This window comes from Enterococcus sp. DIV0756, assembly GCF_051710745.1.
In the GTDB taxonomy this organism is placed as follows: Bacteria; Bacillota; Bacilli; order Lactobacillales; family Enterococcaceae; genus Enterococcus_A.
The window spans coordinates 2,434,945-2,459,215 of sequence record NZ_JBIOLF010000001.1 but is presented as its reverse complement, the minus strand read 5'-3'; the positions used below and the strand labels follow the sequence as shown (position 1 = coordinate 2,459,215).

At 38.7% G+C, this 24,271-nt stretch carries 24 protein-coding genes; 13 read left to right on the top strand and 11 right to left on the bottom strand.

The annotated features are described in order from the left end of the window. The first annotated feature begins 34 nt into the window (after window positions 1-34). The 3 genes from IGI44_RS11995 (at window position 35) to IGI44_RS11985 (ending at window position 5,564) form a co-directional block, all read left to right on the top strand. Entirely contained in the window at window positions 35-1,840 is a 1,806-nt protein-coding gene (locus tag IGI44_RS11995; RefSeq protein ID WP_438787942.1) for an LTA synthase family protein, read from the top strand. A 22-nt stretch (window positions 1,841-1,862) separates the two neighbouring features. Further along, window positions 1,863-2,642, top strand: a complete 780-nt coding sequence (locus IGI44_RS11990) for a tRNA 2-thiocytidine biosynthesis TtcA family protein (RefSeq protein WP_438787941.1) — start codon at window positions 1,863-1,865, stop codon at window positions 2,640-2,642. A gap of 246 nt (window positions 2,643-2,888) precedes the next feature. Further along, on the top strand, window positions 2,889-5,564 hold the full coding sequence (locus tag IGI44_RS11985; RefSeq protein WP_438787940.1) for a cation-translocating P-type ATPase: 2,676 nt from the start codon (window positions 2,889-2,891) through the stop codon (window positions 5,562-5,564). 53 nt (window positions 5,565-5,617) lie between these two features. On the opposite strand, the gene IGI44_RS11980 is transcribed toward IGI44_RS11985, so the two are convergent. Next, window positions 5,618-6,124, bottom strand: coding sequence for a GNAT family N-acetyltransferase (locus IGI44_RS11980; RefSeq protein WP_438787939.1), 507 nt, complete (start codon window positions 6,122-6,124; stop codon window positions 5,618-5,620). 153 nt (window positions 6,125-6,277) lie between these two features. On the opposite strand from IGI44_RS11980, the gene IGI44_RS11975 reads away from it, so the two are divergent. After that, entirely contained in the window at window positions 6,278-6,703 is a 426-nt protein-coding gene (locus IGI44_RS11975; protein WP_438787938.1) for a hypothetical protein, read from the top strand. Window positions 6,704-7,288: 585 nt separating this feature from the next. Here the strand turns inward: IGI44_RS11975 and IGI44_RS11970 are convergent. Both IGI44_RS11970 and IGI44_RS11965 read right to left on the bottom strand, forming a co-directional pair. Continuing rightward, entirely contained in the window at window positions 7,289-7,450 is a 162-nt protein-coding gene (locus IGI44_RS11970) for a hypothetical protein (protein ID WP_016180453.1), read from the bottom strand. A 55-nt stretch (window positions 7,451-7,505) separates the two neighbouring features. Next, window positions 7,506-8,525 carry a lactonase family protein gene (locus IGI44_RS11965; protein WP_438787937.1) on the bottom strand — a complete coding sequence of 340 codons (1,020 nt, stop codon included), beginning with the start codon at window positions 8,523-8,525 and terminating at the stop codon, window positions 7,506-7,508. 106 nt (window positions 8,526-8,631) lie between these two features. Between IGI44_RS11965 and IGI44_RS11960 the strand changes: the two genes are divergently transcribed. Beyond that, the gene (locus IGI44_RS11960; protein ID WP_438787936.1) at window positions 8,632-8,976 is read left to right on the top strand and encodes a PTS glucitol/sorbitol transporter subunit IIA; all 345 of its coding nucleotides are present in this window, start codon (window positions 8,632-8,634) and stop codon (window positions 8,974-8,976) included. Between the two features lie 12 nt (window positions 8,977-8,988). After that, complete coding sequence (locus tag IGI44_RS11955) at window positions 8,989-10,158, top strand: AI-2E family transporter (protein ID WP_438787935.1); 1,170 nt, start codon at window positions 8,989-8,991, stop codon at window positions 10,156-10,158. A gap of 15 nt (window positions 10,159-10,173) precedes the next feature. Here the strand turns inward: IGI44_RS11955 and IGI44_RS11950 are convergent, their stop codons facing one another. Together IGI44_RS11950 and IGI44_RS11945 are read right to left on the bottom strand one after the other, a co-directional pair. Further along, window positions 10,174-10,794, bottom strand: coding sequence for an FMN-dependent NADH-azoreductase (locus tag IGI44_RS11950; protein WP_438787934.1), 621 nt, complete (start codon window positions 10,792-10,794; stop codon window positions 10,174-10,176). A gap of 98 nt (window positions 10,795-10,892) precedes the next feature. Continuing rightward, window positions 10,893-11,201, bottom strand: coding sequence for a rhodanese-like domain-containing protein (locus tag IGI44_RS11945; RefSeq protein WP_438787933.1), 309 nt, complete (start codon window positions 11,199-11,201; stop codon window positions 10,893-10,895). Between the two features lie 302 nt (window positions 11,202-11,503). On the opposite strand from IGI44_RS11945, the gene IGI44_RS11940 reads away from it, so the two are divergent. Next, window positions 11,504-12,325 (top strand): VOC family protein, encoded by an 822-nt coding sequence (locus IGI44_RS11940; protein ID WP_438787932.1) that lies wholly within the window; start codon window positions 11,504-11,506, stop codon window positions 12,323-12,325. A 64-nt stretch (window positions 12,326-12,389) separates the two neighbouring features. On the opposite strand, the gene IGI44_RS11935 is transcribed toward IGI44_RS11940, so the two are convergent. After that, window positions 12,390-12,722, bottom strand: coding sequence for a hypothetical protein (locus IGI44_RS11935; protein WP_438787931.1), 333 nt, complete (start codon window positions 12,720-12,722; stop codon window positions 12,390-12,392). A 141-nt stretch (window positions 12,723-12,863) separates the two neighbouring features. On the opposite strand from IGI44_RS11935, the gene IGI44_RS11930 reads away from it, so the two are divergent. Both IGI44_RS11930 and manA read left to right on the top strand, forming a co-directional pair. After that, a complete protein-coding gene (locus IGI44_RS11930; RefSeq protein WP_438787930.1) occupies window positions 12,864-13,895 on the top strand; it encodes a serine hydrolase domain-containing protein in 1,032 nt (343 codons plus the stop codon). Window positions 13,896-14,002: 107 nt separating this feature from the next. Then, window positions 14,003-14,953, top strand: coding sequence for a mannose-6-phosphate isomerase, class I (manA, locus tag IGI44_RS11925; protein ID WP_438787929.1), 951 nt, complete (start codon window positions 14,003-14,005; stop codon window positions 14,951-14,953). Between the two features lie 59 nt (window positions 14,954-15,012). On the opposite strand, the gene IGI44_RS11920 is transcribed toward manA, so the two are convergent. From IGI44_RS11920 to IGI44_RS11905, 4 genes are all read right to left on the bottom strand, one after another. Then, window positions 15,013-15,699: a type 1 glutamine amidotransferase gene (locus IGI44_RS11920; protein WP_438787928.1), complete on the bottom strand. Its 687-nt coding sequence runs from the start codon at window positions 15,697-15,699 to the stop codon at window positions 15,013-15,015. Beyond that, complete coding sequence (locus IGI44_RS11915; RefSeq protein WP_438787927.1) at window positions 15,692-17,044, bottom strand: MurT ligase domain-containing protein; 1,353 nt, start codon at window positions 17,042-17,044, stop codon at window positions 15,692-15,694. Before IGI44_RS11915 ends, IGI44_RS11920 begins: the two co-directional genes overlap by 8 nt. A gap of 121 nt (window positions 17,045-17,165) precedes the next feature. Further along, window positions 17,166-18,563: a TrkH family potassium uptake protein gene (locus IGI44_RS11910; protein WP_438787926.1), complete on the bottom strand. Its 1,398-nt coding sequence runs from the start codon at window positions 18,561-18,563 to the stop codon at window positions 17,166-17,168. Between the two features lie 116 nt (window positions 18,564-18,679). Next, window positions 18,680-19,411 carry an SDR family oxidoreductase gene (locus IGI44_RS11905; protein ID WP_438787925.1) on the bottom strand — a complete coding sequence of 244 codons (732 nt, stop codon included), beginning with the start codon at window positions 19,409-19,411 and terminating at the stop codon, window positions 18,680-18,682. 82 nt (window positions 19,412-19,493) lie between these two features. Here IGI44_RS11905 and IGI44_RS11900 point away from each other — a divergent pair, with 82 nt between their 5' ends. Further along, window positions 19,494-19,949: a MerR family transcriptional regulator gene (locus tag IGI44_RS11900; RefSeq protein ID WP_438787924.1), complete on the top strand. Its 456-nt coding sequence runs from the start codon at window positions 19,494-19,496 to the stop codon at window positions 19,947-19,949. 18 nt (window positions 19,950-19,967) lie between these two features. Here the strand turns inward: IGI44_RS11900 and IGI44_RS11895 are convergent, their stop codons facing one another. Beyond that, complete coding sequence (locus IGI44_RS11895; RefSeq protein WP_438787923.1) at window positions 19,968-21,503, bottom strand: YfcC family protein; 1,536 nt, start codon at window positions 21,501-21,503, stop codon at window positions 19,968-19,970. Window positions 21,504-21,712: 209 nt separating this feature from the next. On the opposite strand from IGI44_RS11895, the gene IGI44_RS11890 reads away from it, so the two are divergent. The 3 genes from IGI44_RS11890 (at window position 21,713) to prmC (ending at window position 24,256) form a co-directional block, all read left to right on the top strand. Continuing rightward, on the top strand, window positions 21,713-22,294 hold the full coding sequence (locus IGI44_RS11890) for a thymidine kinase (RefSeq protein WP_438787922.1): 582 nt from the start codon (window positions 21,713-21,715) through the stop codon (window positions 22,292-22,294). Between the two features lie 65 nt (window positions 22,295-22,359). Continuing rightward, window positions 22,360-23,433, top strand: a complete 1,074-nt coding sequence (gene prfA, locus IGI44_RS11885; protein ID WP_438787921.1) for a peptide chain release factor 1 — start codon at window positions 22,360-22,362, stop codon at window positions 23,431-23,433. Next, window positions 23,426-24,256, top strand: coding sequence for a peptide chain release factor N(5)-glutamine methyltransferase (gene prmC, locus IGI44_RS11880; RefSeq protein ID WP_438787920.1), 831 nt, complete (start codon window positions 23,426-23,428; stop codon window positions 24,254-24,256). The genes prfA and prmC overlap by 8 nt, the downstream gene beginning before the upstream one ends. Window positions 24,257-24,271: the final 15 nt, after the last annotated feature.

The window sequence follows — 24,271 nt, the reverse complement described above, 5'->3', positions numbered from 1 at the left end:
TTACGAATTTGAAGTTCATGGATAGGAGAGACATATGCAAAAACTTCGAAAGATTCCTTGGCGTCTGCTTTTAAAAATTTTTGGCGTGTTAGGACTAATTATTATATCTAATCTTTTCTTTCAATTGACACAAAATGAATTTTCTTTTGATTTGATGTTTAAATTTGCTTTTTCTTGGCATACGGAAAAATTCTTTTTAGGTTGTTTGGTATTACTCATTTTTTACGGTTGGATCAGCAGCTTTTTGGGGTCATTAAAGACCGGAAGTCTCGTTTATCTTTTAACGGTGATTGGCATAGGAATTGCTAATTATTTAAAAATGAACTATCGAATGGAACCGATCTATCCCAATGATTTGAAAATGATTACTGAATTTGGAATGATCTATGATATGGTTGGGCTACCATTGTTTCTGTTATTCTTAGTACTTTTAACAGCGGGTATTTTTTTAATTGTTTTTAGCTTGAAAAAAAGTGTGAAGTTAGCTAAAAAGCAACAATGGATTCGTTTAGGGCTTTTTGTTTTAACTAGCAGTTTGTTACTTTACATTGGTGGATTTAATCAACAAGGGAATTTATTACGCAAAGCCTATAATAAAACAGCTTTATGGATTCCATACAGTCAAAAAATGAATTATTACAACACAGGATTTATGGGCGGATTTCTATATAATTTGCCAGTAGAAGCGATGGAAAAGCCAAAGAATTACTCTAAGGCTAACGTAGAAAAAATTACTAAGAAGTATCTAAAGGAGAAAAAAACAACTTCTGAGGAAAAACCGAATATTGTTTATGTCATGAGTGAGAGCTTTTCTGATCCGAGTCGTCTGAATGGTCTAGAGATCCTTGGCGGAGATCCTTTACAGGCTTACCGTGCCATTGCCGATCAAACGTATAGCGGTCAAATGTTATCGCAAAACTATGGAGGCGGGACAGCCAATATTGAATTTGAAGCTTTAACGGGTTTTTCTATGGAGCTTTTCAATGCGCAGATGACGACACCTTATACGATGCTGATGTCTGAGTTTAATTCTTTTCCTTCATTAGTAGGAACACTAAAAGAGCGCGGTTATCAAACGACTGCGATTCATCCTTATAACACCTCAATGTACAAAAGAAAAGATGTTTACGAAACATTTGGTTTTGATCATTTTTTGGATGAAAAAACCATGCAGCATACGGACAAACTTGAAAATAATCCTTATATTTCTGATGCGGCGGCCTATCAAGAAATACTTGATCAATTAAATAAGAATAAAAAGCCGCAATTTTTACATTTGGTAACAATGCAAACACATATGCCGTACGAAAACAAATATACCGATGTTCCATACATGGTTAAAGGGGACAATAGTTTATCTCTTCAGATGTATCTCCAAGATATTGCTTATAGTAGTGAAGCTTTGAATGATTTTCTAAGAGAGTTGGATAATTTGTCTGAACGAACATTGGTTGTTTTTTGGGGGGATCATTTGCCAGGAATTTATTCAGAGGATATCCAAAAGAAGAATCCAGGACATTTATTACACGAAACGGAATTTCTGATGTATGACAATCGCCATGAACTCAATAGGGAACAAGTCACAACAAGTCCGTTTTATTTTGCGGCAGATCTATTCCAACAAGGAAGACTTCAAATGACTGGCTTCCAACAATTATTAGTGGCTTTGCAAAAAGAGTTTCCTGCCTTTGAAAAGGGAATGTATTATCAAAGTGGCCAATGGTTTAAAGAAGCTCGGTTGAATAAAAAGCAAGAAAAGCTCTATCAAGAGTATCAAATGATCCAATATGACATTACTACCGGCAAGCAGTATAGTTTGAAAGAGAATTTTTTTAAATAAACCAAGGATTAAAGGAGCTAACATGGGATTTAAAAAGAAAGACAATCAGAATTATTACAATCCGTTGCGCCGAGCAATTTTGAATCATCAAATGATCGAGCCGGGTGATAAAGTGGCAATTGGTATGAGCGGCGGGAAAGACAGTACAACGTTACTTTATTTACTAGATCAGATTCGTCGTCAAAAACGCTTAGGCTTTGATTTCGAGATCGTTCCGATTTCTCTTGATATGGGGTTTGAGGACTGTGACATTACTCCGATGCAAAAGTTTGTCGAAGGGTTAGGGTATCAATTAGAGGTTGTTCCAACGAATATTGCAAGAGTCGTTTTTGATATTCGAGAGGAAAAATCTCCGTGCTCTTTATGCGCTAAGCTGCGTCGAGGAATTTTGTATAATCGCGCGAGTGAGCTTGGTTGTCAAAAAGTTGCTTTGGGCCACCATGTGGATGATGCGCTCGAAACCTATTTGATGAATTTTTTGTTTCACGGACGCCTGAATAGCTTTGAACCGAAAAGCTATTTATCTAAAACAAAGGTGACATTGATAAGGCCGATGGTCTATTTAGAAGAAAAACAGATTATTCGTCTTGTGAAACGTGAAGAATTGCCTGTAATTTTTAATCCTTGTCCTGTGGATAAAAAAACAAAGCGGGAAGAGATTAAAAACCTAGTAACACAGCTTGCTAAAAACTATCCAGATATCCGAGAAAAGTTTATAATGGGCATGGAACAAGGAACTGCTGAAGATTTTTGGACAAAAGTCTCTGTTGGAAACTCTTACAATTCATTAATTGAAAAGTAGTGATTGTATTCCAGCCTTTTCTCATGCTATAATTCGTTTTGTATTCATGAGGGAGTAACTAGCAGCGCAAGCTGTGGCAACGCCACCAGCAAGAAAAGAAATTTTCTGGTGTTGTCTTAAATAGTGAGACTTATGTATGTGTTTTTTCGCATACACAAGTCTATTTTTTTTATTCCCAAAAGGAACAACATTCAAAGCGAATTAATTTTCAAAAGAATTAATTCAGAAAAACAAAGGAGGACTATAATGTCAGAGGAGAAAAAACAACAGCTGCTGAAGCCTTTTTACACAGAAGAAAAAGAGCAGGTCTTGGCAGAAGTTCAAACAACGGAAGAAGGACTTACTTCTGCTGAAGCAGAAAAACGTCTGAGTCAATATGGGTTGAACGAACTAGAAGAGGGCGAAAAAAAAAGTATGCTCGCTCGCTTTATCGAACAGTTCAAAGATTTAATGATCATTGTCTTATTGTTTGCAGCAATTATTTCTGCGGTCGTTTCTCATGAGGTAGTGGATTCGATCATTATCTTAGCCGTTGTCATTATCAATGCGATCATGGGGATCGTTCAAGAATCAAAAGCGGAAGAAGCGATCGAAGCGCTGCGAGAAATGTCGACACCAAATGCGAATGTTTTACGTGATGGGCATATTAGCTCAGTAAAATCGACCGATCTTGTTCCCGGGGATATCGTGATGTTAGAAGCCGGCGATGTCGTTCCTGCCGATTTACGCTTGCTGGAAGTTGCTTCACTAAAGATCGAAGAAGCGGCATTGACAGGGGAATCCGTACCAGTCGAAAAAGAAATGATTGTCATAGCAGATGGCGAAGTCGGTATTGGGGATCGTGTCAATATGGCTTATTCAAATAGTAATGTGACATACGGTCGCGGTAAAGGTGTCGTTGTCAACACTGGGATGAATACTGAAGTAGGTAAAATCGCAGGTATGTTGGCCCAAGCAGATGAAACAGAAACACCGCTTAAAAATAATTTGAATCAATTAAGTAAATTCTTGACCTTTGCGATTATTATCATTGCCGTTGTAATGTTTTTCGTTGGGATTTTCTTCAATAATACTTCTTGGGTCGATATGCTATTAACTTCGATCTCATTGGCGGTTGCGGCGATTCCAGAAGGTTTGCCAGCGATTGTCACAATTATCTTAGCTTTAGGTACACAAGTAATGGCTAAACGAAACTCTGTAATCCGTAAACTGCCAGCTGTTGAAACATTAGGTTCAACGGATATTATTGCTTCTGATAAAACAGGGACATTAACATTGAATCAAATGACGGTTGAAAAATTATATGTAGATAATCATCAATATGATGCCAATGGTGAAGTGCCTGTAGACAGTATGGCGATGAAGGTCATGAACTACGCAAACGATACGAAGTTTACGCAAGAAGGCAGCCTGATCGGCGATCCAACAGAAACGGCTTTAGTTCAGTTTGGTTTAAACAATGCCTTTGATGTTCGTGAAAAAGTGGCAGAAGAACCACGTGTAGGCGAATTGCCATTCGACTCAGACCGTAAATTAATGAGTACGTTACACCGAGAAAAAGACGGCAAGATTTTAGTGGCTGTTAAAGGTGCGCCAGATGTGCTGCTTGGTCGGACATCACAAATCTTATTAAATGGTCAAGTTGTACCAATGACTGATAAAGAAAAACAAGATATTTTAGCTAATAATAAAGATATGGCCCAACAAGCGCTACGTGTTCTAGGAATGGCATATAAATATGTTGATGTTGTTCCAGTTGAACTAGAATCTGAAGTAGTTGAGAACGATTTGATCTTTGCCGGTTTAGTCGGAATGATCGACCCAGAACGTGCTGAAGCAGCTGAAGCTGTGCGGATTGCAAAAGAAGCAGGGGTTCGACCAATCATGATTACTGGGGACCATAAGGACACAGCCGAAGCCATCGCTGCTCGTCTTGGAATTATCGAAAAAGGTGACGATGCTTCTGTTTTAACTGGTGCTCAATTAAATGAAATGTCAGATGAAGAATTTGCCCAAAAAGTGGAACACTATTCTGTCTATGCGCGGGTTTCTCCGGAACATAAAGTTCGAATCGTGAAGGCATGGCAAAAAGAAGGAAAAGTGGTTGCCATGACTGGTGATGGCGTGAATGATGCGCCAGCATTGAAACAAGCGGATATTGGTATCGGTATGGGGATCACGGGTACAGAAGTTTCTAAAGGGGCCTCTGATATGGTTCTTGCTGATGATAACTTTGCAACGATCGTTGTGGCAGTTGAAGAAGGACGTAAAGTCTTTTCAAATATCCAAAAAGCAGTTCAATATTTGTTAGCTGCTAACTTGGGTGAAGTGTTGACCTTATTTATCGCTACTTTACTTGGTTGGGATACCTTATTACCGATTCATCTGTTGTGGATCAATTTGGTAACCGATACGTTCCCAGCGATTGCGTTAGGAATGGAACCAGCTGAAAAGGATTTAATGCAGCATAAACCGCGTGGACGTAGCTCCAACCTGTTCTCAGGTGGTGTCTTATCAAGTATCATCTATCAAGGGATCTTAGAAGCAGGTACAGTGCTCTTTGTATACTGGTCAGCGATCCAGTGGCCCGTACACACAACTTATACGGAAATCCACTCTGACGCATTAACGATGGCTTTTGCAACATTAGGCTTGATGCAGCTGTTCCATGCCTTTAATGTGAAGTCAGTTCATCAATCATTATTCAAAGTCGGACCGTTCCGCAATAAGAGCTTTAATTGGGCGATCTTGTTATCCTTTGTATTGATGATGGTGATCATTGTTGTACCAGGTTTGAATGATATTTTCCGAGTGGCACATCTTGATCTTTATCAATGGGGAATCGTTATCGGTGCATCCTTTGCGATTATTCCGATTGTTGAGATTGTTAAAGCTTTCCAACGAAGTGCACAAAAGAAATAGTTTAACTAAAAATTCGCATGAAGCCATCACTATTGGCATTCATGCGAATTTTTTTATTTGATCAAAGAATACATCTGCATATCGATAATCTCACCATTTTTAATTGCATTTTTTCTCAACGTTCCTTCCAATTGGAACCCATTTTTCTCCAACAAACGACAAGAAGCATGATTCGTTGAAAATGGCTCTGCAAAAAGTCGAATGATGTCAGTTTCGTTAAAAAGATAGTCTACCAGCTGTTTGATCGCTTTTGTTCCGATTCCTTGGCCCCAATAATTTTCCGCAATGTAATAGCCTATTTCAGCAGTTAAGTGATGAATGTTCTCGCAGCGGAAAGCGCCGATGCTTCCGATTGCTTCATCTTGCTCATTCACGATTGCAAAGGCAAAGGTTTTGTCTGGATCAGCTTCTAGCATACTGTGAATAAAATCTTCAGCATCTGATTCCGTATAAGGATAAGAAAGCCCATCTCGTAAATTTGCCTGAATTTTTTTATTGTTTAGAGCTTTAGCCAAATTTGTTGCATCTTCGCGTCGCCATTTTCTGATTATCTTATTCATACTACTCCCCCTCTTGAAAAACTTATTTCTTCCAAAGTATCATCAAACGAATAATAAATGAAGCAATTTTTAATATTTTCTGGGCTTCTTTGCATCTTGAAAGAAAATCGGTAAAATGGATAGTATCAAAAGATAGAAAGTAGGAATAAAGGAATGCGACCTAATACAGGATTTTATGCTAGAGAAATTAACGAAATCGTTCAAAATACGGAAAAAATGGGTGAGCGTTTACACCCAAGCTACGAAGAAATTCGAACTGCTTTAGATGAAAATAAAATGGCTGAGTTTGACCAAGAACGTCTATCAGAAATCCATGAACTTTTTAAAGAAGGCACTCAGTTTTATCAATTGAATTTAGAAAAGATTGGGCTGTTAAAAGCACCTGCAAAAGTAATGGGAAACCATAAAAGCTTTGAGAAGGCATACGTTCAATACGTAGCCGGCTGTCAAGAAATGACAGATAGTTTGTTACCAGAAGTAAATGAAGAAGCGTTTAACGCAGCCGAAAAAAAACAGGATGCTGCCACTGACATCATTTATAAAACAATCCAAAAAATCACTAATCTGTTATTGAAATAATTAACAAGTTTAAACCATAAGAGAACAAGGGTTTTCTAATTTTTTTATAACGTTATTTTAAATACAAATGGAAAAGAATTGAGTATTATTAATTCATAACCAATAACAACCTTTTCTTTTTCATTGCATTTAGGTAATACTCCTTTAGCACCGATTTGCCGATCGGTGCTTCTTTGTCAGTTCTGCTTTTCGCAGGACACTGAAGGCTCAAATCGACTTATCGATGATTGAAAATAAAGAAGACAAACTGTTTAGCAGAATGATATGCGAAGTGAGAATTAACTTCATTTTTCATGGGTTTGGAAAAATGATTTCCGTATTACGAGCTAGCAGTCAGTTCTGCTTTTCGCAGGACACTGAAGGTTCAAATCGACCTATCGATGATTGAAAATAAAGAAGACAAACTGTTTAGCAGAATGATATGCGAAGTGAGAGTTAACTTCATTTTTCATGGGTTTGGAAAAATGATTTCCGTATTAAGAGTTAGCTGCAGTTCTGCTCTTCTCAGATTACTGAAGGTCCATCATCAACTCAACATACAAAAAGTCTTTCCTTTCGCGATGAGCACGAAAGGAAAGACTTTTTTTAATTCTCGATATTTCTTACATAATTTTCGAAGTAATCATTCAAATCGTTTTTAATCTTTTGATATTCTTCTTCGGTATATTCTTTTTCTTCTAAACGTCCTTTGAAGTTTGGTAAATCCAAATCCTTTTTCAATCGTTCAATTACTTCTTCTTTATTCATAAGTACGACCTCCTAAGGTATCAGGGACTAAATATTTTTCCCATTGTACTGCTTACTAATCAAAGTAGACACAAACAGCTTCAGGCGCAAAGACATCCTTCTGGATCATCGTCAATAGACCAGTCTCGCTGTCACGACGATAAAGCGTTAAGTTATCACTGTTTTGGTTTGCGGCAACTAGATAGTTATTATCCGGGCTTAATGCGAAGTCTCTTGGGAAATCGCCTTCTGTTGAAATGATTTGGATTGAATCAATACTCAAGCCATCTTCAGCAACTGCGAAAACAGCAATCGAATTGTGTCCACGATTTGACGCATACAGATAACGCCCATCCTTTGATACGCGAATCGCTGCACCGCCATTTTCGCCATCAAAATCTTTTGGCAGGGTAGAGACTTTTTGCGTTTGAGTAAAGCTACCATCTGTTTTGTCATAAGTTAGAACAGTTACGCTACTATCTAATTCACCAAATAAATAGGCGATCATTTCAGTTGGATGGAAGACTAAATGACGAGGTCCTGTACCAGGTTCTGCGACATAGACGGCCACTTCTTCGACCTCACCAGATTCTGAAACATCATAGGTATAAACACGATCAGTACCAAGATCACACACAACTAAGCGTTGATCAGGTGCAAGATCCGTGTAGTGAGTATGAGCGTGGTCTTGATTTTTATGAGGTCCAGTTGGCTCTTTATGGAAAAGGGAAGCTGCAGCCTCTAGAGAGCCATCTGGTTGGATTTTATAGGTATTTAATTCGCCTTTATGATAATTGGCGCCGTAAACAAGTTGCCGTTGTTCATCAACAGCCACGTAACAAGGTGGAGCGCCTTCTTCTGTCACCGCATTCAAAAACTTATTTTGCGCATCGTAGCTGGACATGCCGCCCTGACCCTCGCGACTTGTTACTGAGTAAAGAAAATTTTCTTTACTTTTGGCAAAGTAGGTAGGACTTGTTTCTTCTGTTACTAACTCTAAGTTGTTTAACGTTTCAGCCGAAGTATCTAACTCGATTTGGTAAATCCCTTGACTGATGCGTCGTGTGTACGTTCCTAAAATTATTTTGTGGATCATTAAAAAACCTCCTTCATTCTATCTACATTTTAGCAAGTTTATTCCCGCTTGGATAGCGCTAACTTTGTGATATAATTGAAAAATAAATGTGAAAAGAGAGTGACCTATGACTGTAACGGAAATTACTAAAATTGGAAAAAATGCGATTAACGATGAAAATATTTTAGTGCTTTTTGGTGAAAGTATTACACCAGACTTATTAGATGTCTCGATCGTTCAAAAGCCAATCACTAATACTCCAATTGTTTTAGAAAAGGGTGGCCAATTGATTTTTGGCGATCAAGTATACCAAGTGAAGGGTATGGGGCCGTTGGCCAATCAAAATTTAAATGAAATCGGACATGCGACAGTTTTCTTTCAAGAAAAAGTCGGTGAAATTCCCAATGCAATCTATGTCACCCCAGAGAAGCTTCCGAATTTGGAAGTAGGGATGAAAATTACCTTTCAGTAGGAGCGTGAGTAAGTGGATAAAAAGAAATTAACGCAAAAAACTTCTTGGTTTTGGAAATGGTTTTTAAATAGCCAAGTGGTTGTGGCATTAATCATTGTATTATTGCTGCTGCTAATCGCGTTGGTCTTTACGAAAGTGTCGTATCTATTTGAACCGGTGGGTCAATTCTTTGCAATCGTTGGTCTTCCGATGGTGATTGCTGGTATTCTCTATTATTTAATGAATCCAGTAGTCAATTTTTTAGAGAGAAAAGGGCTGAAGCGCAGCTTTGCTATTGTATTGCTTTTTATCGCAGTAGTGGCATTGATTATTTGGGGCATCGTCGTTATCATACCGCAGATTAGAGAGCAAATTGGTTCGATGATGAGAAGCTTACCAGGCTATTTTGATACAATCAGCGATAAACTAAGTGAGATTTTTACAGATCCAGCCTTCAAACCATTTCAACAGCATATTGATAATAGTTTGCAGAAAATATTAGAGTCGTTGACAGAGACGGCACAAAATATTTCTCGTGTGACTTTGCAAGGCTTGGGAAGTGTTGTTTCGACATTGGCGACGGTTCTGATTGCATTGTTTACGGCGCCGATCATTCTATTTTTCCTTCTGAAGGATGGCGATCAATTAGCACCGTACATTTTAAAATTCTTACCGACTAAAGCACGAAAACCAACCCTGAAGGTTATGACAGAGATGAACTCACAGCTAGCGTCATATATTCGCGGACAGCTGACTGTAGCGTTTGCAGTAGCCGTAATGTTCATTATTGGATTTTCTTTAGTAGGAATGAATTATGCGATTACTTTAGGGATTTTAGCCGGATTTTTGAACTTGATTCCTTATCTGGGATCTTTCTTAGCAATGGTGCCAGTTGTCTTTATTGCCATTGTTACCGGTCCAATCATGCTGGTGAAAGTGATTATTGTTTTTGCGATTGAGCAAACAATTGAAGGACGAATTGTCTCACCATTAGTTTTAGGAAATCAATTAGAAATTCATCCTGTGACGATTATGTTCGTCTTACTGACAGCTGGAAAAATCTTTGGTATTGCGGGAGTAATCTTAGGGATTCCGTTTTATGCGGTAGCGAAAGTAATCGCGATCCATGTATTCGAGTGGTATAAAGGTGTCTCAAGTTTATATGAAGATGAAAATATAGAAAAAAATCCTGTCGATGAATAATCGACAGGATTTTTTTTAAAATTGTGCAGCCAATGATGTGGCTTTTTCTTTTGCCGCTGCCATAATCTCAGGTGCTCTGGCTGGATCGTAATCCGCGCCTTCAATGTAGATAGAGTCAAAATCAGTGATACCGATAAAATTCAAAATTCCTTTAACGTATTGTGCTGAGAAATCTTGACCATTATATGTACCGCCACTTGATTGAATGTGGAGAGCTTTCTTATCTGTAATCAATCCAATAGGACCTTCAGCTGTATATTTGAAGGTTTTACCTGCAACATTTATTGTATCAAACCACGCTTTTAATTTCGTTGGAATATTCAGGTTCCATAAAGCGTTGGCGATCACAATTTTTTCACTAGCTAAAAATTGATCAGTAAACTCATTAAAGACACGAACTTTTTCTTGCTGAACACTACTTAAATCTGTAAACTCAGTACCTTTTTGAAGAGCCTTCCAGGCGGATAATAAATCGCCGTCGATCTCAGGAAGATCTGTATAATACAAATCCAACATGGTGAACACGTCTTCCGGATGACTTGCTTGATGGGCTTCGATAAAAGTATCCAGAATAGTTACAGTTTGTGAGTCTTCTGCGGCTAACGGATGAGCATTCACTACTAGAACATTTGCCAAAACTAACACTCCTTAAATTTAATTACAAACGAATCGTACACAATATATCTAAAACAGACAATTTATCTGCTCAGAAGTTTCAAATAAAACAAATTTTGTTAACTTGCAAGATATTGCTTATAGGCAGAAGTACCACCAATTACATTTGTGACTTGGAAGCCTTCATTTCTTAAATATTGAGCCATCGTTTTCGAACGACCACCGAATTCAGTGAATAGGTAATACGTTTTACCTTTGTCAAGTTGGTCCAAACGATTAGGCAATTGGGTTAGAGGAATACGAGTTACGTTAGACCCTTCTAGTAAATCAAAGGAATCAGTAAAATCAGGGTCTCTTAAATCCAATACGTCCACAGGTCCCTTAGCAGCAAGTAGCATAAATTCTTTTGTTGTTACTGAATAGTTCATTTTTTTCAACAGCCTTTTCTTTCTTAATAGTTATTCCAACATTAATGTATTTATTGCTTGATTACAAGTGTTATCATAGACATTTTACTTGAATTTGGTAAAAAGTAAAGTAATCATTCAAAAAACTTTCAAAACTAGAAAAAATTGACAAGGTTTTTTCATTGATTTTATGAAAATATCATTTTCTTGTTATTGTGTTCATTTTTCGGGGTAGAAAATAATCGACTCTTTTTTTAGAAAAGATATTGCTTGCGTGAATCAGAGGGCATCGGTAGAATAGTAGTGACGGAGGGAAGAGAATAATGGAGAATTTTCATTTAGGGACACTTAGTTTGAAAACAATCGCTATTCGTGTGCGAGATCGTGATGGCATGATTCATTTTTATCGGGATATCATCGGATTGCATCTATTACGTGAGGAAAACGAATTAGCGATTCTAGGATACAAAGATCCAGCCAGTGAATTACTTTGGCTGGAAGAAAGCCCACGAGCAGATGAACATCGTGGAGAAATTAAAAAAATGCAACGGGTCTCATTAGTAGTACCCAATGTAGAGGAATTGGCGAATGTCTATTACCGTGCAAAGGAAGGAAACTATCCTGTTAAATCTGCTTTGCAGGCCGATGATGAGAAGGGGTTGCTCTTTGAAGATCCTGAAGGAAACGAAATCGAGATTTTCTTTGCTCCTAGTAAGGAACGTTCAACCTCAGAACCAGTAGAACTAGATTTCAGTGAATTAGCCAAAAAAGCAACAAAGCGTGAAAAAATTCATGGTGCCTATTTTGACAAGCTACATTTAAATGTTAGTGACTTGAATAAACAACAGGCCTTTTTAGCTGATATTTTAGGTTTGAAGGTTCATGATGAAAGTGAAGAAGAGCTAGTATTGAATCGTGGCGACTTTAATATTGGATTGACATCGGCAATTGGCGGTACAATTGATTTGCCAACAGATAAAGTATTGGGCTTGGACTTTTTGCAATTCAAAGTTTCGAAAGTGAAACTACTGGAATTATCTAAACACCTAAGTAATAAAGAGTTCGACTATTTCATGGATCAAAAAAAATCTCTGATTACAATCTATGATGCAGCTGGGATCGAATGGTGGTTTGTACTGAAATAGAAAAAGTCGCGAGAAGATCGCGGCTTTTTTATTTTTAGTAGTTAAATTCATTCGCGTAGACAACTTACTTCCAACTACTATGAATGATGACAAGTAACATTGAGGCATGAAGAGTGGGTCTAACTGCATGAGTATAGTAAACTGCTAGACCAACTAGGAAGCACAGAAATAAATGGATAATAAAATCATAGACAGGTACGATAAAAATTCCTGTTTTGCTGAAGTAGTCAGTGAATTGATAAAGAAGGGTACTATCAAGCAAGAATATAAAGAATAGACTGATACTCTTAAGTTGCCAATTGTCCATAAATAAATCAACTAAAAGAATCAGAGTAAAAGACAACAAAAGGATGAGAATATTTCGTGGCTGTAAAATTTTTTTATGCCTTGTCTTCATCGAAGGGCACTCCTTTTTAGGGATACTTTATTCTTTTCATTTTACCGCTAATTTTTTTCTAGAGCTATTCAAATTTTAAAAAGGCTCATTTACTATTTTATGCTATACTTTTTAAGAAACAAGTCTATATGGGAGGTCAGCATGTATCCTGATACACTTCAATTAATAGAAGAAAAAATGCAGGAGGGTGTTTTTCCAGGGGCAGTTGTGCGTTTTATCGAAAGTGAAAATGACGAGAATTATGTCCTAGGAAATGCACAAGTAGAACCAACGATAGTTTCGATGCAAGAAGATTTCCTTTTTGATGTCGCTTCTTTAACAAAAGTCGTCTGCACAACAACAATCATGTTGAAATTGAAGGAGGCAGGGAAAGTTTCGTGGGATCAATCCCTTCATAGTCTGCTGCCAGATTTTCAAAATGAAACGATTACCTTACGACATTTATTAACACATACATCAGATATTCAAACGTATATCCCAAATCGTGATCAGTTAAATGCGCAAGAACTCCGAACGGCATATCTAAATTTACAACCGGGAGAAGAGCTGGGAGAAGTCGTTAAGTATACGGATGCTGGAACGATCTTATTAGGATTTCTAATCGAAAAGCTTTATCAAAAAGATGTGATCGACGTTTTCAAACAGGAAGTTTTGCAGCCACTTGGAATGTCCGATAGTCTTTTTTTACCACAGGCACCTTATGATAAAATTGTGCCAACTGAAAAGTTATCAGACGGGACGATTTTAAAGGGTATGACTCATGATCCGAAGGCTCGCGTATTAGCGGAGCATGCGGGAAACGCTGGACTTTTTACGAATATGAAAGATTTAAGTAAATTTGCAAAAATGTATTTGAAACTTGGACGTGTTAGCGATATGATTTATTTGCATGATAAGACAGTTCAAGAATTACTTTGTGATCAAACACCGACAGGAAATGGTGCGCGTTCAATTGGCTGGGATCTGAAATACAGCCCATTAGATCGAAGCCCGTTACTCTTTCATACTGGGTATACAGGGACCTTTCTAATGCTGGATGTTATAAAAAAATCAGCTTTTATCTTTCTATCAAATCGCGTTCACACAGAGGATCATCGTGCTAGTTACGTGAAGCACCGTGATGAGATTTTGGTCTGTTATTTGAAAGAACGCATGCAACGGTATCAAAAATAAGGTTAGGATAGCTGCCTATTTTCAATAACTTAAAAATCTACAGCTTTTCGCAGCTTGCTTAGGGCGAAATGAACATAAATACACTAACTTAAAAAGGAGCAAGAAGTATGGAACCATTATTTTTACAACCAGTCTTTCAAGAAAAAATTTGGGGTGGCGATCAATTACACACTGTTTTTGGCTTTGACATTCCAAACGACAAAATCGGTGAGGATTGGGCGATCAGCGGACATCCGCATGGTGTTAGTATCGTAGAAAACGGTCCTTACAAAGGCTGGAAGGTCAGCGATCTTTGGAATGAGCATCGTGAATTGTTCGGTAATGCAGAAGGCGACGTATTCCCATTATTAACTAAGATTTTAGATGCAGAAGATGACTTATCTGTTCAAGTTCATCCAGACGACAGCTACGGATTGAAGCACGAAGGAGAACTAGGTAAAACTGAATGTTGGTATATTATTAATGCGAAACCAGGTTCGGAGATCGTTTACGGACATAATGCGAAATCTCGTGAAGAATTGGCAGAAATGATTGAAAACGAACGTTGGGATGATTTATTGCGACGGGTTCCTGTAAAAAAAGGTGACTTTTTCTATGTCCCAAGTGGGACGATCCACGCAATCGGTAAAGGCATCATGATTTTAGAAACACAACAAAGTTCAGATACAACATACCGCGTTTATGACTATGATCGTAAGGATGATCAAGGCAATACACGCGAATTGCACATCCAGCAATCAATTGATGTGACAACGGTTCCAGCTATCAGTCCCGAATTAGAAATCTCTGAAAGCAAAAAGGGTACCTCTTCAGTAATTACCTACTTGAAGACAGATTTCTTTAATGTGTATGAATGGGACGTTGTGGGTGAACTTGCTCTTAAAAAAGAAGGGGAGTACACGTTAGTAACAGTTGTTGAAGGGTACGGAAATTTGATCGTTGATGGTCAAAGTTATGAGATGAAGCCTGGAACAAGCTGCATTTTACCGGCACAAATTACCGAATGGAAGGTTGAAGGCGAAATGAAGATCATCGCTTCCACTCCAGGAACAAAATAGTAAATGTTTTTTCATATACAAAAATGCTCATCCAACTAACGCGGATGAGTATTTTTATTTTATGGTAATTCTGGCAGATCAACATCTTCCCCGTACTTATTTTTTAAAGCGGTATGAAGTAAGCGCACAGCCAATGATTTGTTACGAGCTAAGATCGGACCGTGGAAGTATGAGCCATAAACATTTTTGTAGATAACACCTTCACCATGGTCTTCGCCGTTATTCCCATTGCCTTTAACAATCGTGCCTAGTGGGCGTTCACCTTCACCTAAGAATGTACGACCATTGTGATTTTCAAAGCCGTAATAGGTTTCCCCAAATTCTTCGTTATGGATCTCGATATCTCCGATGAAACGATGGTTGTCTTGGCTTAGGGTGTAATGATCCAATGCACCGATACCATCGATTTTTTCTCCATTTGCACCAATATAGTAGTGGCCCAGTAACTGATAGCCACCACAGATTGAAAGAATGACCCCGTTGTTTTCGATGTACTTAATCAAGTCTTCTTTCTTATCTTGGATATCCTTTGAAACGATGACCTGTTCATAATCTTGTCCGCCACCGATGAAGACAAAATCATATTTATCAGGATCGAAGTCTTGATAAATGCTGACGATCTCTGAATGGATGTCGATGCCCATTTGTTTCGCATAATAATTCAACGTTAAGAGATTACCATTGTCCCCGTATGTGTTTAACAAATTTCCGTATAAATGCGCTAAGTTCAATTCGTATTTAGCCACGATCCATACCTCCATCAATATAGCCTTTTTGGGCTAATTCTTTCCGTAATTGTAAAACGGCTGTGTAGGTCGCAAGGATGTACACGTGTTCCGTCGGCAATAGTTTGATCTTTTCAATGACATCCGTCAAGCTTTCCGTCTCAGTTAGTTTATCTTCAGGAATTCCTGCTACTTTCAGGCGAAGGGCCATGTCCTCATGACGATCTCCACCTGCAATGACTGCGGGAATTTCCATCTCAGCGAAGGCTTCGTGATTGCCATCCCAGATCCAACTGATGTCGATACCATCTGCATAATTGGCATTCAATAAGGAAACCAATGAGAAGGGATAAGGTGCTAGACCGATCATGTCGATAACTTGGTTTAAGCCGACTGGATTTTTTACTAAAACAAGCGTACATTTTTTGCCATCAATCACAAATTCTTCTTGGCGACCAAAGACTTTTTCATCATAGCCAAGTCCGCGTTTGATCTTGTCTTTAGAAACGCCATAGAATTCCGCTACAGCAGTTGCGGCAAGAGCGTTGTATACATTGTACATACCGCCGACTTCGATCTTATAATCTTGACCATCAATTACAAATTCTGAAGACTTATTATCCATTGCTTTCATTTCAGTTAATTTATAATCTAATTCTGGACGGTGGAAGCCGCAGTTAGGACAATAATATTTACCTAAATTGGCATACGTGATCATTTTGTATTTCAAAATGTGCTGACATTTAGGACAAAGCAGACCGTCCGTATTGTAATGTGCATCCTGATCTTCATCTGGTAAATGATCGAAACCGTAATATTTTCTTGGGTTGACTGTTTCCAATGAATTGAAGATCGGTGAGTCGCCGTTACATAAGATCGGAGCGCTTGGCGATTTAGCTGCACCGTCCACGATCAATTTGTAGGTCGTATAGATTTCACCGTAACGGTCCATCTGGTCGCGGAAGATATTCGTAAATAGAAATAGCTCTGGTTTGATGTATTCCGTGACTTTGCTCAAGCTGGCTTCATCAATTTCAAGAACAGCTATTTTTTTGTCGCCTTTTTTCCCTTTAGCATTCAAAAATGTTGATACGATTCCTTGTACCATGTTGGCGCCGGTTGGATTTGTCAACACATAATCAAAGTCCTGTTTTAAGATATTAACCGTTAAGGCAGTGGTTAAGGTTTTTCCGTTTGTACCAGTTACTACTACCACTTTATAGTCTTTGACTAAGGTATCTAAAATCTTTGGATCCAACTTTAAAGCGAGTTGTCCAGGATAACTGGATCCGCCTTTAAAAAACGTTTTTAATACCCATTGGGCGGTCTTGCCGGCAGAGATAGCCAGTTGACTTCGTATCCCCATTACACATCCTCCATGTCTAAAAACAAATTTAATTCATCTTATCATATTTAAAAAAAAAGTTTAAATAGCTTTTCCTATTCTTAAATTTTCTATAGAAAAAAGCTAGGGCAAAGTTTTGCTCCTAGCCAATAATAATCTTTTCTTCTGGAAATTCATAGCCTAAGTCCTGTGTTTCTTTTGGAACAAAGAGCATCAGGGTATAAAGCATGCCGATACGTCCGATAAACATTAAAACAGCGATCATGATTTTTCCGGTATTTGAAAGGTCATCAGTAATTCCTAAAGAAAGTCCGGTCGTTCCAAAAGCAGAGGTAACTTCAACGATGATCGAAATCAAAGAATGATCCTCCGTCGCCGTTAAAAAAAGAATACTGAATAGACACATTCCAGCAGATAGCATGAAGACTACCACAGATTTTCGGACATCTTCTTGAGCGATTTTTCGACCAAAAATATTGATGTCGTTCTCATTTTTTAAGAATGAGTATAGATATAATCCGATAATCGCGATCGTTGTGGTTCGAATTCCGCCGCCCACTGAACTAGGAGAACAGCCGATAAACATCAGTAAAGAAAAGATGATCAAGGTCGTATTTTGGAACAAGTTCAGGTCATGAATTTGCAGACCGGCATTGCGCGTTGTCATGGAATAGAAAGACGAGTTCAACCATTGGTCAAATAGATTCATATTAGCAAAATTGTGATCTTTTTCTAATAGCCAGATAGCTACTGTACCGCCAATAAATAGAACAAAAAAAGCGAGCAGCGCAATTTTAGAAAAAAGACTAAACCGAAACGGAATCCGAGATTTAGAACGTTTGTGATAAATCCAGCCATGAAAATCCATTAAGACGGGGAATCCGATCCCACCGATAAAAATCAACACCATGATCGTGATGATGAAAAAGTAATCATGAGAAAAAGGAATAATTGATTCACCAGTCACGTCAAAGCCCGAGTTCGTCACAGCAGAGATTGCCTGATAGAAGCCAAAAAAGATCGCTTCCGATAGTTTTTGATAATAGCCTGCCAGATAAAAATAAATCGAAAAAATCGTGCCAAAAAGAACTTCTATTGCTAACAACATCGTAAATGTAATTCGAATCAAGTTGACAATTCCACTTAGACGCGGTTGATTCATGTCTGTCATAATTAGTTGGCGTTGTTTCAACGTAATTCGACGTTTTGATACGATAAAAAAGAAAGTAGTGATCATCATGATCCCCAATCCACCAATATGGAATAATACTTCCAACATTAAAACACCGGTATCGTTGAAGACTGAATTGATATCAAAGGTGGTTAAACCAGTCACTGAAATGGTCGAAATGGCCATAAATACCATATCAAGAAAAGGCACGTGTGAACCTGGCTCACGAAAAATTGGTAAATGGAACAAGATCAAAGAAAGAATGGTCATCGCTAAATAGTAGAAGACGATGATTTGAATCGAAGAAAATCGATTATTAAGCTTTTGCCAGCTTTTTTTGAGAAAATTTACTCGGCGATCAAAATTCATAGAAGACTCCTTCAATCATCTGTGGGAAATTTTTACAATAGAGATAGTATAGCATGCTTCCATGAAAAAAACTCCCACCGGTTTGGAAGGAGTAAGTAAGAGGAGATTGTGTTTGATTAGTTGTCCTGCGCAGTCGCTGCAATATCGATTTCACGAATGTTGACTTCTTGCGGCATGTCATAGATAAATTTCACTGTCTCAGCAACATGAACTGGATCAAGTGTGATGCCGCCCATGCTTTCTTTCCAAGCTTGGTAATCCGTTAATGCTCCTTGGTCTGTCACATGGGTAAGCAATTCTGTTTCAGCAGCGCCAGGAGCGACTAAAGAAACGCGGACATTTGAGCCGGAAACTTCTTCACGAATTGTTTCACTTAACCCGTGCACGCCGAATTTTGAAGCAACATATGCAGCATGGTTGGTAAAGGTTTTCTTACCAGCAAGAGAAGACATATTGATGATTGTTCCATGTCTACGTTCGGTCATACTAGGCAATACAATCTGCATTCCGTTTAGTACTCCCATCACGTTAGTATTCAGCATGGTTTGCCATTCTGCTGGATCTTGGGTCAAGACATTTCCAAGTAACATCACGCCTGCATTGTTGACTAATAGATCTACTGGACCATAGGCAGCTTCTGCTTTTTTAATACTGACTTCAAACGCCTTTTGATCAGTCACGTCAACCTTTTCAATCATGACATTCTCAAAATTCAAGGGTAGTGCTTCGATTTTTTCTACGCGACGACCGAGCAGCAGTAATGGATTTCCTGCTTGGTTAAATAGTTTGGCGATCTCGGCACCAAATCCAGAACTAGCACCTGTAATTACAACTAACGATTTTTCCATATAAATTGCCTTCTTTCAAAAGTATGATACACTGACTTTACTACTTGGAGTTAACTCCAGGTCAAGAAGGAAGTTTGAAAAAATGAAAAATTTTTTGATTGGCGATATTACAAAAATGTATGGCATCTCTCAAGACACTCTGAGATATTATGATAAAGCAGGGCTACTGCCATTTGTTAAGAAAAATCAAGCAGGTCGCAGAGTATTTACTGAGGATGATCTTGGTTATATCGAAGTAATTGATTGTTTAAAGCGCTCTGGAATTCCTGTTAAAGAAATTGCGAAATTTATGGATTGGTGTGTAGAAGGGGACAAAAGCTTGCCGCAGCGCTATGCTTTTATGGTTGAGCAAGAGGCAGCCTTAGAGAAAAAAATCATAGAATTACAAGCCCAATTGGATTTTCTGCGCTGGAAAAAGTGGTACTATAAAACTGCCAATGAAGCAGCAACGGAGGAAATCTTCTTTAAAGAAGGCACACGTCAAGTAGATAAGAAGTGGCGTAAGACGTATCTAGAGACAATAAAGCCCGAATCGTAAATTGATTCGGGCTTTTTATTATGAAATCAATACACCAATCGCTAAGAAAGCGAGAATTAAAACAATGATAGTGACCAATAACTTCGTGACAAATTTTATCCATTTATCAAAGCCGATGTTCACCACAGACAAGGAAACTAAAATCAATCCTGTTGGGGCGACCAATCCAATCAAGCCTTGTCCCCAGTTATAGGCATCAATAATCAATGCACGATCAATACCAACAACATCAGCCAAAGGCGCCATAATTGGCATTGATAATACCGCCAAACCAGAAGAAGATTGAATGAAGAAACCTAAAATGACATAGACTAGGAACATAAACCAAATGAAGATGACATTGTTCATCCCGCTGATGGCATTGCTAAAGAAATTCATGATCGTATCACTGATAAAGCTGTTTTCCATCACGATACCGACCGAACGAGCTAACCCGACAATCAATGCAACCCCTAATAGATCCGCAGCGCCAGTAACGAAGCTGTCGATGAATTTCTTTTCTCCTAACCCTGAGACGAAGGCTAGTATATAAGTAACTGCTAAGAAGACCACTGCAATCTCGGTAAAGTACCAGCCTAGTTGCTGCACGCCATAAATCATTACAACAAAGCCTAAAGCAAAAACAATCAATGAAAATTTTTGCCGTTTGGTGAAATCTGTATTTTTTTCACGTTCCTGTCCACCTAAGAAACGTTCTCGGTCGCTTTCTGCTTGATCGGCAACTAGCGATGTGGCAGGGTTCATCCGGACTCTTTCTGCGTATCGAATCGTATAAAGAATTGAGAGACCTACGGCTGTGACCCACATCAAAATACGCAGTGGCATGCCGTCAGTAAAACTGATTCCAGCAGCGTTTGATGCAATCACCGTCGAGAAGGGATTAATCGTAGAGCTCATCGTTCCTATGGCGGTTCCTAAATAGATCGTGGCGACTGCCGTGAGCGTATCATAGCCTGCCAATAAGAAAATTGGAATTAAAATTGGATAAAAGGCAATCGTTTCCTCCGCTAAACCAAAAGTAGTTCCGCCAATAGCAATCAAGGTAGTAACGATTACGATCAACCATTTTTGTTTGCCTTTCAATTTTTCTGAAAGCCGCATCATTCCAGCGTCCATCGCGCCAGTAGCATTAACAATCCCAATAACACCGCCTAAAATCAAAATGAAGATCATGATGTCAACACTTTCAGTAATTCCTTGAACTTGCGCTTTTAAAAACTGAGTGATCGTTCCTGTAATTCCGCGTTCGGGCTTTTTAATCCCTTCATAAGAATTGGGAATAGCGGCTGGACGATAAATTGTTCCATCGCGAAATTTATCAACCTTGATATGAATATCGTATTTATCCAATGTTTTTTGTGTTGCAGGCTCCATGATCGTTTTATCCTTAGCATCTGTAATCGCGAATTGATCTTTGCCACTGTCATAACTCAACGTACTGTACTTGCCTGAAGGAATAAAGAATGTTAGTGCTTGAACCAAGATCAACACAATAATGATAACTGTGTACGCAGAAGGGAAACTACGCCGCTTCTTTTTACCTGATTGTTCCATGAGAACGCCTCCTAATTTTATATTTATAAAAATAATTACCAACGAAAAGTATAGCATTGAGCGCTTATATTCTTAAAAAGATAGCCTGTGATTTTGTTGAAATTAATTATTGATTCTTCTAAGATGAGGCATTAATGAAAATTATTACTGTAAATAATCAAGCTTTTCCGCTATAATACGATAGGAACAAAAGGGAAAGGTGACAAGAAATGGCCCAGCTTTTTTTTAAATACGGTGCAATGAACAGCGGCAAAACGATTGAGATACTGAAAGTCGCTCATAATTATGAAGAACAAAACAAACCGGTGGTATTGATGACTAGCGGTCTGGATACACGAGAAGGTGTAGGAACCATCTCCAGTCGGATCGGCTTGAGCCGACCTGCTGTACCGATTTTTTCAGAGACCAACATTTACGAATTTATCAAGGAACTCGACTATAAGCCTTACTGTGTTTTAATTGATGAATCACAATTTTTATCGAAGAAGCATGTTATTCAATTAGCACAAGTCGTAGACGACTTAGACATTCCAGTTATGGCCTTTGGTTTGAAAAATGACTTCCGAAATGAAATGTTTGAGGGTTCAAAATATTTGCTGCTTTATGCAGATAAATTAGAAGAGCTGAAAACAATCTGCTGGTTTTGTCATAAAAAAGCCACGATGAATCTCCATTACATTGATGGTCGCCCCGTCTATGAAGGCGATCAAGTGCAAATCGGCGGTAATGAGGCCTATTACCCTGTTTGCCGCAAGCATTATTTACACCCAGAGATTACTAGTCCGGAATAACTATTTCATGGACATAGATGATATAGGTAGAAAAATTTTTATAGGAACTAGGAGGAATTTTATTCATGTACGATCAACTGCAAGCAATCGAAGATCGTTATGAAGAGCTTGGCGAATTACTAAGTGACCCGGAAGTCATTAGTGATACGCAGCGCTTCATGCAGCTGTCAAAAGAAGAAGCGAATACCCGCGACACGGTAGAAACTTACCGTCGTTATAAAAAAGTGGTAGAAGGCATTAGTGATGCAGAAGAATTATTAGGTGAAAACCTGGATGCCGACATGGCAGAAATGGCAAAAGAAGAACTATCAGATTTAAAAAAGGAAAAAGAAGCGTTGGAAGAGGAGATCAAGATTCTTCTATTACCGAAGGACCCAAATGATGACAAAAACATCATCATGGAAATTCGTGGCGCTGCTGGTGGAGATGAAGCTGCTTTATTTGCAGGCGATCTTTTCAATATGTATCAAAAATACGCGGAAAATCAAGGCTGGAAGACGGAAGTCATGGAAGCCAATGTAACTGGTATCGGCGGATATAAAGAAGTCATCATGATGATTACGGGTGACAATGTTTACTCGAAACTCAAATACGAAAGTGGCGCACACCGTGTTCAACGTGTACCATCAACGGAATCTCAAGGTCGTATCCATACTTCGACTGCGACGGTCGTGGTTATGCCGGAGGCGGAAGAAGTTGAAATTGATATTGCTGATAAGGATATTCGGACGGATATTTATCACGCATCTGGTGCCGGCGGTCAGCACGTCAATAAGACAGCATCTGCGGTTCGTTTGACTCATTTACCAACTGGGATCGCTGTTGCGATGCAGGACGAACGTTCTCAAATCAAAAACCGTGAAAAAGCGATGAAGATTTTACGCGCACGTGTGTATGACAAAATCCAGCAAGAAGCACAAAGTGAATATGATGCGAGTCGTAAATCGGCTGTTGGAACAGGAGATCGTTCAGAACGTATCCGTACGTATAACTTCCCGCAAAATCGGGTGACGGATCACCGGATTGGCTTAACGATCCAAAAACTAGATCAAATCCTAGCAGGTAAGCTAGACGAGATTGTTGATGCCTTGATTATGTATGATCAAACGCAGAAATTGGAAGAGATGCAAAATGGCTAAAACCTACGTAGAAGTCCTGTCTGGGGCTTCTTCTTTTTTAGAGGATCATGGAAAAGAAGGCTATGCGATCGAATATCTTTTTCTAGCTCGTAAAAACTGGGATAAAACCCAATGGCTATTGCATATGCGGGAGAATATTTTACCAGCGGATGAACGAATAATTCAGAAAGACCTGGAAAGCTTAATGGCCAATATTCCCCCGCAGTACTTGTTGGGCTATGAATATTTCTTTGAACATCGTTTCAAAGTGACCAAGGATACGTTGATACCGCGACCGGAAACGGAAGAGTTAGTTGCTTTATGTTTGTCTATGAATGAAGGCAAGACGAAGAAAATTGTCGATATTGGAACAGGCACTGGGGCCATCGCGATTAGCCTGAAGCTAGCTCGTCCAGATTGGGATGTGATTGCTCTGGATATTTCGAAAGAGGCGTTGTGTGTTGCAGAAGAAAATGCAGAAAATCTGCAAGCATCAATCAAATTCACACAAAGCGATGTGTTATCAGCAATTTCTGAAAAGCAAGATATTATCATTAGTAATCCTCCTTATATCAGTCAAAGCGAATGGGATTTGATGGATGAAAGTGTTCGAACTTACGAACCTAAGCTGGCGCTTTTTGCGGAAAATGATGGATTAGCTATCTATCAAAAAATTGCGTCAGAAAGTCGTGAGCTTCTACAGCCAACGGGCATGATTTTCTTGGAAATTGGCTTTCAGCAAGGGCGAGCGGTTCAACAAATCTTCCAAGAAACTTTTCCGGAAAAAGATGTACGTATTCATCAGGATATGTCGGGACATGATCGGATGGTTGTCATTCGCTAAAAATTATTTTTAGCG

Excerpts from the sequence above, each read along its gene's own strand:
- IGI44_RS11970 (WP_016180453.1), bottom strand. The coding sequence starts at position 7,450 with ATGAATAAAGAAGAAGTAATTGAACGATTGAAAAAGGATTTGGATTTA.
- manA (WP_438787929.1), top strand. The coding sequence starts at position 14,003 with ATGGAACCATTATTTTTACAACCAGTCTTTCAAGAAAAAATTTGGGGT.
- IGI44_RS11895 (WP_438787923.1), bottom strand. The coding sequence starts at position 21,503 with ATGGAACAATCAGGTAAAAAGAAGCGGCGTAGTTTCCCTTCTGCGTAC.
- IGI44_RS11940 (WP_438787932.1), top strand. The coding sequence starts at position 11,504 with ATGGAGAATTTTCATTTAGGGACACTTAGTTTGAAAACAATCGCTATT.
- IGI44_RS11965 (WP_438787937.1), bottom strand. The coding sequence starts at position 8,525 with ATGATCCACAAAATAATTTTAGGAACGTACACACGACGCATCAGTCAA.
- IGI44_RS11900 (WP_438787924.1), top strand. The coding sequence starts at position 19,494 with ATGAAAAATTTTTTGATTGGCGATATTACAAAAATGTATGGCATCTCT.
- IGI44_RS11915 (WP_438787927.1), bottom strand. The coding sequence starts at position 17,044 with ATGGGGATACGAAGTCAACTGGCTATCTCTGCCGGCAAGACCGCCCAA.
- IGI44_RS11930 (WP_438787930.1), top strand. The coding sequence starts at position 12,864 with ATGTATCCTGATACACTTCAATTAATAGAAGAAAAAATGCAGGAGGGT.
- IGI44_RS11990 (WP_438787941.1), top strand. The coding sequence starts at position 1,863 with ATGGGATTTAAAAAGAAAGACAATCAGAATTATTACAATCCGTTGCGC.
- IGI44_RS11995 (WP_438787942.1), top strand. The coding sequence starts at position 35 with ATGCAAAAACTTCGAAAGATTCCTTGGCGTCTGCTTTTAAAAATTTTT.
- IGI44_RS11910 (WP_438787926.1), bottom strand. The coding sequence starts at position 18,563 with ATGAATTTTGATCGCCGAGTAAATTTTCTCAAAAAAAGCTGGCAAAAG.
- IGI44_RS11890 (WP_438787922.1), top strand. The coding sequence starts at position 21,713 with ATGGCCCAGCTTTTTTTTAAATACGGTGCAATGAACAGCGGCAAAACG.
- IGI44_RS11985 (WP_438787940.1), top strand. The coding sequence starts at position 2,889 with ATGTCAGAGGAGAAAAAACAACAGCTGCTGAAGCCTTTTTACACAGAA.
- IGI44_RS11935 (WP_438787931.1), bottom strand. The coding sequence starts at position 12,722 with ATGAAGACAAGGCATAAAAAAATTTTACAGCCACGAAATATTCTCATC.
- IGI44_RS11905 (WP_438787925.1), bottom strand. The coding sequence starts at position 19,411 with ATGGAAAAATCGTTAGTTGTAATTACAGGTGCTAGTTCTGGATTTGGT.
- prfA (WP_438787921.1), top strand. The coding sequence starts at position 22,360 with ATGTACGATCAACTGCAAGCAATCGAAGATCGTTATGAAGAGCTTGGC.
- IGI44_RS11980 (WP_438787939.1), bottom strand. The coding sequence starts at position 6,124 with ATGAATAAGATAATCAGAAAATGGCGACGCGAAGATGCAACAAATTTG.
- IGI44_RS11945 (WP_438787933.1), bottom strand. The coding sequence starts at position 11,201 with ATGAACTATTCAGTAACAACAAAAGAATTTATGCTACTTGCTGCTAAG.
- IGI44_RS11975 (WP_438787938.1), top strand. The coding sequence starts at position 6,278 with ATGCGACCTAATACAGGATTTTATGCTAGAGAAATTAACGAAATCGTT.
- prmC (WP_438787920.1), top strand. The coding sequence starts at position 23,426 with ATGGCTAAAACCTACGTAGAAGTCCTGTCTGGGGCTTCTTCTTTTTTA.
- IGI44_RS11960 (WP_438787936.1), top strand. The coding sequence starts at position 8,632 with ATGACTGTAACGGAAATTACTAAAATTGGAAAAAATGCGATTAACGAT.